The sequence below is a fragment of the Cellvibrio fontiphilus genome (assembly GCF_042646205.1).
GTDB lineage: Bacteria > Pseudomonadota > Gammaproteobacteria > Pseudomonadales > Cellvibrionaceae > Cellvibrio > Cellvibrio fontiphilus_A.
In genome coordinates, this window is record NZ_JBHRTF010000015.1 from 115539 (window position 1) to 121671 (window position 6133).

At 47.6% G+C, this 6133-nt stretch carries 14 protein-coding genes; all 14 read right to left on the bottom strand.

What is annotated here, in order from left to right; all coding sequences use genetic code 11:
• Positions 1-2 precede the first annotated feature (2 nt).
• Positions 3-320: a 50S ribosomal protein L24 gene (gene rplX, locus ACFODX_RS16740; protein WP_007644482.1), complete on the bottom strand. Its 318-nt coding sequence runs from the start codon at positions 318-320 to the stop codon at positions 3-5.
• A 32-nt stretch (positions 321-352) separates the two neighbouring features.
• Positions 353-721 (bottom strand): 50S ribosomal protein L14, encoded by a 369-nt coding sequence (gene rplN / locus ACFODX_RS16745; RefSeq protein ID WP_007644480.1) that lies wholly within the window; start codon positions 719-721, stop codon positions 353-355.
• A gap of 39 nt (positions 722-760) precedes the next feature.
• Complete coding sequence (gene rpsQ, locus ACFODX_RS16750) at positions 761-1027, bottom strand: 30S ribosomal protein S17 (RefSeq protein ID WP_007644469.1); 267 nt, start codon at positions 1025-1027, stop codon at positions 761-763.
• Between the two features lie 2 nt (positions 1028-1029).
• Entirely contained in the window at positions 1030-1221 is a 192-nt protein-coding gene (gene rpmC, locus ACFODX_RS16755; RefSeq protein WP_039912572.1) for a 50S ribosomal protein L29, read from the bottom strand.
• Positions 1221-1634, bottom strand: coding sequence for a 50S ribosomal protein L16 (rplP, locus tag ACFODX_RS16760; RefSeq protein ID WP_049630916.1), 414 nt, complete (start codon positions 1632-1634; stop codon positions 1221-1223). Before rplP ends, rpmC begins: the two co-directional genes overlap by 1 nt.
• A 12-nt stretch (positions 1635-1646) precedes the next feature.
• A complete protein-coding gene (rpsC, locus tag ACFODX_RS16765; protein ID WP_378121276.1) occupies positions 1647-2327 on the bottom strand; it encodes a 30S ribosomal protein S3 in 681 nt (226 codons plus the stop codon).
• An 11-nt stretch (positions 2328-2338) separates the two neighbouring features.
• A complete protein-coding gene (rplV, locus tag ACFODX_RS16770) occupies positions 2339-2671 on the bottom strand; it encodes a 50S ribosomal protein L22 (RefSeq protein WP_039912569.1) in 333 nt (110 codons plus the stop codon).
• 12 nt (positions 2672-2683) lie between these two features.
• On the bottom strand, positions 2684-2962 hold the full coding sequence (rpsS, locus tag ACFODX_RS16775; RefSeq protein ID WP_039912567.1) for a 30S ribosomal protein S19: 279 nt from the start codon (positions 2960-2962) through the stop codon (positions 2684-2686).
• 34 nt (positions 2963-2996) lie between these two features.
• Positions 2997-3824 carry a 50S ribosomal protein L2 gene (rplB, locus tag ACFODX_RS16780; protein ID WP_378121279.1) on the bottom strand — a complete coding sequence of 276 codons (828 nt, stop codon included), beginning with the start codon at positions 3822-3824 and terminating at the stop codon, positions 2997-2999.
• Positions 3825-3837: 13 nt separating this feature from the next.
• Positions 3838-4134: a 50S ribosomal protein L23 gene (gene rplW / locus ACFODX_RS16785; protein WP_040393166.1), complete on the bottom strand. Its 297-nt coding sequence runs from the start codon at positions 4132-4134 to the stop codon at positions 3838-3840.
• The gene (gene rplD, locus ACFODX_RS16790; RefSeq protein ID WP_378121281.1) at positions 4131-4745 is read right to left on the bottom strand and encodes a 50S ribosomal protein L4; all 615 of its coding nucleotides are present in this window, start codon (positions 4743-4745) and stop codon (positions 4131-4133) included. Before rplD ends, rplW begins: the two co-directional genes overlap by 4 nt.
• A gap of 20 nt (positions 4746-4765) precedes the next feature.
• The gene (gene rplC / locus ACFODX_RS16795; RefSeq protein ID WP_378121283.1) at positions 4766-5410 is read right to left on the bottom strand and encodes a 50S ribosomal protein L3; all 645 of its coding nucleotides are present in this window, start codon (positions 5408-5410) and stop codon (positions 4766-4768) included.
• A gap of 103 nt (positions 5411-5513) precedes the next feature.
• Positions 5514-5825, bottom strand: coding sequence for a 30S ribosomal protein S10 (gene rpsJ / locus ACFODX_RS16800; protein WP_007644456.1), 312 nt, complete (start codon positions 5823-5825; stop codon positions 5514-5516).
• Between the two features lie 209 nt (positions 5826-6034).
• Positions 6035-6133 (bottom strand): EF-Tu C-terminal domain-related protein (locus ACFODX_RS16805; RefSeq protein WP_378121088.1); only part of this gene is annotated, 99 nt, incomplete at its 5' end.

Sequence of the window (6133 nt, forward strand, 5' to 3'; positions counted from 1 at the left end):
CATTACGCCCCTAGGGTTTCGCCATTGGATTTGAAAACACGAACTTTGTCGCCGTTTTCAAGCACTTTGAAACCTACGCGGTCAGCTTTTTTTGTTGCTGGATTATAGATAGCAACATTAGAAGCATGAATCGCAGCTTCTTTTTCAACGATACCACCAGCAACACCCAATTGAGGGTTAGGTTTTTGGTGCTTTTTGATCATGTTAATGCCGCTTACGATCAAACGATCTTCAGCCAATACGCGAACAACTTTACCGCGCTTGCCTTTGTCACGTCCGGCGATAACAATCACTTCGTCATCACGTTTAATTTTACGCATTTATCTGCCCTCGACTCTTCAGCATGAAGTGCTTACAGCACTTCTGGAGCCAAAGAAATGATTTTCATAAATTTCTCGCCACGCAACTCACGAGTTACAGGTCCGAAAATACGGGTACCAATCGGAGCATCTTGGTTATTCAGCAGTACGGCAGCATTATCGTCAAACTTGATTAATGAACCGTCTTGACGACGCACGCCTTTTTTAGTGCGCACAACAACTGCCTTCATTACTTGGCCTTTCTTCACCTTACCGCGAGGAATCGCTTCCTTAACAGTAACTTTGATGATGTCACCAACCGCCGCATAGCGACGGTGAGAGCCGCCAAGAACCTTGATGCACATGACACGGCGAGCACCGCTGTTGTCAGCAACATCTAAGTAGCTTTCTGTTTGAATCATCGTCCGTCTCCGAAACTGACTTACAAAAGCGCGGAAGTCTTAGACTTCTGAGGCACGCTCTTCAATTTTCACTAAAGACCAGGTCTTGGTTTTCGACAGGGGGCGCGACTCTGATACCGTCACAATGTCACCCATCTTGCACTCATTCTTTTCATCGTGAGCGTGAAGCTTGGATGATTTAGTGGTGTATTTGCCATAAAGCTCGTGCTTAACACGACGCTCAATCAACACGGTGATGGTTTTATCCATCTTATCGCTGACAACTTTGCCAGTCAGTGTACGAGCCACTTTAGTTTCTTGAGTCATCGTTACTTACCTGCCTTTTGACTAAGCGCCGTTTTGATGCGAGCGATGTCTTTACGAACTTGCGATAACAAGTGCGACTGGTTCAACTGGCCAGTAGAAGCTTGCATACGCAACTTAAACTGCTCTTTCAGTTGTTCCAACAAGACGCCATTCAGCTCTTCGACGGATTTTTCGCGGAGTTCTGAAGCTTTCATCACATCACCGAACGTTTAACAAATGTTGTTGTAATTGGCAATTTGGCTGCAGCAAGTGCGAAGGCTTCACGAGCTAACTGCTCACTAACACCATCCATCTCATAGAGAACCTTGCCTGGGCGAATTTGCGCTACCCAGTACTCCACACCACCTTTACCGCTACCCATACGAACTTCGAGTGGCTTAGCTGTAATTGGCTTATCCGGGAATACACGGATCCAGATTTTTCCGCCACGCTTAACGTGACGAGTCATCGCACGACGTGCAGCCTCGATTTGACGCGCAGTAATGCGACCGCGACCAGTTGCTTTCAAGCCAAAATCACCAAAGCTAACTTTGGAGCCACGCTGGGCCAGACCGCGGTTGCGGCCTTTCATCTGCTTGCGAAACTTTGTACGCTTAGGTTGTAACATGATGCGTACCCCTTACTTGGACTTAGCGGCTTTTTTCTTGGACGCAGCTTCGGTTTCAGTAACATCACCGATAACTTCGCCTTTGAAAATCCACACTTTCACACCAATGATACCGTAGGTAGTGCTCGCTTCTGCTGTTGCATAATCGATATCTGCACGCAAAGTGTGCAGAGGAACACGACCTTCGCGATACCACTCACTACGAGCAATTTCGGCACCACCCAAGCGACCACCCACTTGGATCTTGATACCTTCAGCACCCTGACGCATTGCATTTTGTACCGCGCGCTTCATTGCACGACGGAACATTACGCGACGTTCAAGTTGCTGAGCCACGCCTTGTGCCACTAAAGCTGCATCCAAATCGGGCTTGCGAATCTCTTCAATATTAATATGAACAGGCACGCCCATTTGCTTGCTTACTTCAGCGCGCAACTTATCAACATCTTCACCTTTTTTACCAATCACAATACCTGGACGGGCAGTGTGAATAGTAATGCGCGCAGTATTAGCGGGGCGCTCGATATCAACGCGGCTAACTGACGCACTAGCGAGTTTATCTTGAATGTACGCACGCACTTTCAAGTCGATGTTGAGTTTGTCTGCGTAATCGGTGCCATCAGCATACCAAACAGAAGTATGCTTTTTGATGATCCCCAGACGAATACCGTTTGGATGTACTTTCTGACCCATAACGCGCTCTCTTACTTATCGGCTACTTTAACGGTGATATGACAAGTACGCTTTGTAATACGGTCAGCACGGCCTTTAGCGCGCGGTTTGATGCGCTTCAGACTTACACCTTCGTCTACAAAAATCGTTTTTACTTTCAGCTCGTCAACATCAGCGCCTTCGTTGTGCTCGGCATTTGCAATTGCAGATTCGAGCACTTTCTTGATAATCGCTGCACCTTTTTTGGTACTGAATGCAAGGATATCAAGCGCGTCTTCAACGCCTTTACCGCGAATTTGATCGGCAACCAAACGCGCTTTTTGCGCCGACAGACGAGCACCGCTTAATTTTGCTGCTACTTCCATCGTATACCTCGATTAGCGTTTTTTCGCTTTCTTATCAGCGGCGTGGCCACGATAAGTGCGGGTTGCTGCAAATTCGCCAAGCTTATGGCCAACCATTTCTTCGTTAACCAGGACCGGAACATGCTGACGCCCATTGTGTACAGCCAAAGTCAAACCCACCATTTCCGGCATAATCATGGAACGGCGCGACCAAGTCTTAATTGGACGACGATCATTACTCGCGATCGCAGCTTCGACCTTCTTAATCAGGTGAAGATCGATAAAAGGACCTTTTTTCAGTGAACGTGGCACTGTCTCTTCCTCTATTCAGCTGTTAAGTCGGCGCTTATTTCTTGTCGCGACGACGAACAATCATGTTATCGGTGCGCTTGTTGCTGCGCGTTTTGTAACCCTTAGTTGGAACGCCCCATGGTGAAACTGGATGACGACCACCAGAGGTACGACCCTCACCACCACCCATTGGGTGATCTACAGGGTTCATCGCAACACCGCGAACAGTAGGACGAATACCAAGCCAGCGTTTTGCGCCTGCCTTACCCAGCGAACGCAAATTGTGCTCACTGTTTGAGACTTCGCCGAGGGTTGCGCGACAATCGCTCAACACTTTACGCATTTCACCGCTACGCAAACGCAAGGTGGCATAAGCGCCATCGCGAGCAACTAACTGGGCAGACGCGCCAGCAGAGCGAGCAACTTGAGCACCTTTACCAGGCTTTAATTCAACGCAGTGAATTACACTACCCAACGGGATGTTACGGATTGGAAGAGCATTACCGACTTTAATAGCAGCAGTATTGCCCGACTCAATTTTGTCACCAGCGCTCAAACCCTTGGGCGCAATGATGTAGCGACGCTCACCATCTGCATAACATACGAGCGCAATATAAGCTGTACGGTTTGGATCGTACTCAATACGCTCGACAGTTGCAGGGATGCCGTCTTTGTTACGACGGAAATCAACTACACGGTAATGTTGTTTATGGCCGCCACCAACATGGCGAGTAGTAATGCGACCGGTATTGTTACGACCGCCTGACTTAGACTTTTTGTCCAGCAGTGGCGCAAAGGGGTCACCCTTGTACAAATCCGGATTGACGACTTTTACTACAAAGCGGCGACCTGGAGAGGTTGGTTTACATTTTACAATTGGCATTGCAACAATCCCCTTACTCAGCTACCGCAAAGTCGATTTCTTGACCTTGCTCAAGACGTACATACGCTTTTTTCCAATCGCTTCTCTTGCCGATTCCATAACGTGTACGCTTGGTTTTGCCTTTAACGTTCAATACGCGAACTGATTCAACCTTAGCGTTGAACAGCGCTTGAACAGCGGCTTTAATTTCCACTTTATTGGCATCAGCCAATACTTTGAAAACAACTTGATTACCAGTCTCACCGGCTGCAGCTGACTTCTCAGAAACCACAGGACCTAGCAACACTTTATAAATGCGTTCTTGGTTCATCCCAGGATCTCCTCAAATTTTTTCAGAGCAGGCACAGTTACAACTACTTTGTCGAAACCAATCAAACTTACTGGATCCACACCTTGAACATCAATCACACCAACTTTGTACAAGTTGCGTGAAGCAAGGAACAGATTTTCGCTCATTTCTTCGGTAACAATCAGCGCATCAGTCAGATCAAATTGAGCCAACTTTTGCACAAGTGCTTTGGTTTTCGGCGCATCAACATCAAAGCTTTCAACAACAACTAAACGATTCTGACGATTCAATTCTGACAGAATGCACTGCAGAGCAGCACGGTACATTTTCTTGTTAAGCTTTTGCTCGAAATTACGCGGTTTAGCAGCAAAAGTAGCGCCACCGCCACGCCAGATTGGGCTGCGAATAGTACCAGCACGAGCGCGGCCAGTACCTTTTTGACGCCATGGCTTTTTGCCGCCACCAGAAACTTCTGCGCGAGTTTTCTGTGCTTTAGTACCCTGACGGGCACCAGCCATATAGGCAACAACAGCTTGATGCACCAGATCTTGATTAAACTCTCTACCGAAGGCAACCTCAGATACAGAAACTGTACCTTGGGCACCACCGGGACTAACAATATTTAATTCCATGGTCGATTCCCCTCGGATACTTAACCGTTAGTGCGCGCTTTAACAGCAGGACGCACAATAACGTCGCCACCTGGAGCACCAGGAATAGCACCCTTAACAAGAAGCAGATTGCGCTCAGCATCGACACGAACGATCTCAAGGTTTTGAACGGTTACACGCTCAGCACCCAAGTGACCAGCCATTTTCTTGCCTTTGAATACGCGACCTGGAGATTGACACTGGCCGATAGAACCCAGCACACGGTGCGAACGGGAGTTACCGTGAGTCGCATCTTGCATACCAAAGTTCCAGCGCTTAATACCGCCAGCAAAACCTTTACCTTTAGATGTGCCAGTAACATCAATCATTTGACCTGCAGAGAAAACATCCACAGTGATTGTTGAACCAACTTCGAAAGCTTCTTGAGCTTCGTTACGCAATTCCCAAACACCACTACCCGCCTCAACATTAGCTTTGGCGAAGTGACCAGCCTCGGATTTGGTAACACGGGAGGCGCGACGAGTACCAATAGTAACCTGCACAGCAGAATAGCCATCAGTATCTACGCTTTTAACCTGAGTGATGCGATTAGGCTCAACCTCAATCACAGAGACAGGAATGGAAACACCATCATCGGTAAATACACGAGTCATACCGCTTTTGCGGCCGACAATACCAATCGTCATTTTACTAACCTCTTAGTGTACGGGGCTTTTACCCGCTATGGCCGCCCATTTCAGAGCGTTACACAGTTCGGACGCCCAGTGCGCCCGAACCTTAAACATTTACTTAGCCGAGACTAATTTGAACCTCAACACCAGCAGCTAAATCCAGCTTCATAAGTGCATCAACAGTTTTTTCAGTAGGCTCAACAATATCCAGCAAACGCTTATGTGTACGGATCTCGTATTGATCACGCGCGTCTTTATTAACGTGCGGGGAAATCAATACAGTGAAGCGCTCTTTACGAGTCGGCAGCGGAATCGGACCGCGCACTTGAGCACCTGTACGCTTTGCTGTCTCAACGATCTCTTGTGTAGAGGCGTCAATAAGCTTGTGATCAAAAGCCTTCAGGCGAATTCTAATGCGTTGATTCTGCATGTGAACCAAACTCCAATTGTTTGTTTTAAAGAACTTCCAATGCGCAAGAGTAAAAGTACCCCGGCAAAAGGAGGCGCAATTCTAAGGGCGGTTTTATGACCTGTCAACAAATAAACAATAAAAGCATTGTTTATTGATCAACCAACCAGAAAAGCCGCCCACCAAAATAAAAAGCGGGCCACAAGGGCCCGCTTTTTATTAGCCTTCAATTACTGAATGATTTTGGCAACTACACCAGCACCAACAGTACGACCACCTTCACGGATAGCAAAACGCAGGCCGTCTTCCATCGCGATTGGGTGAATCAA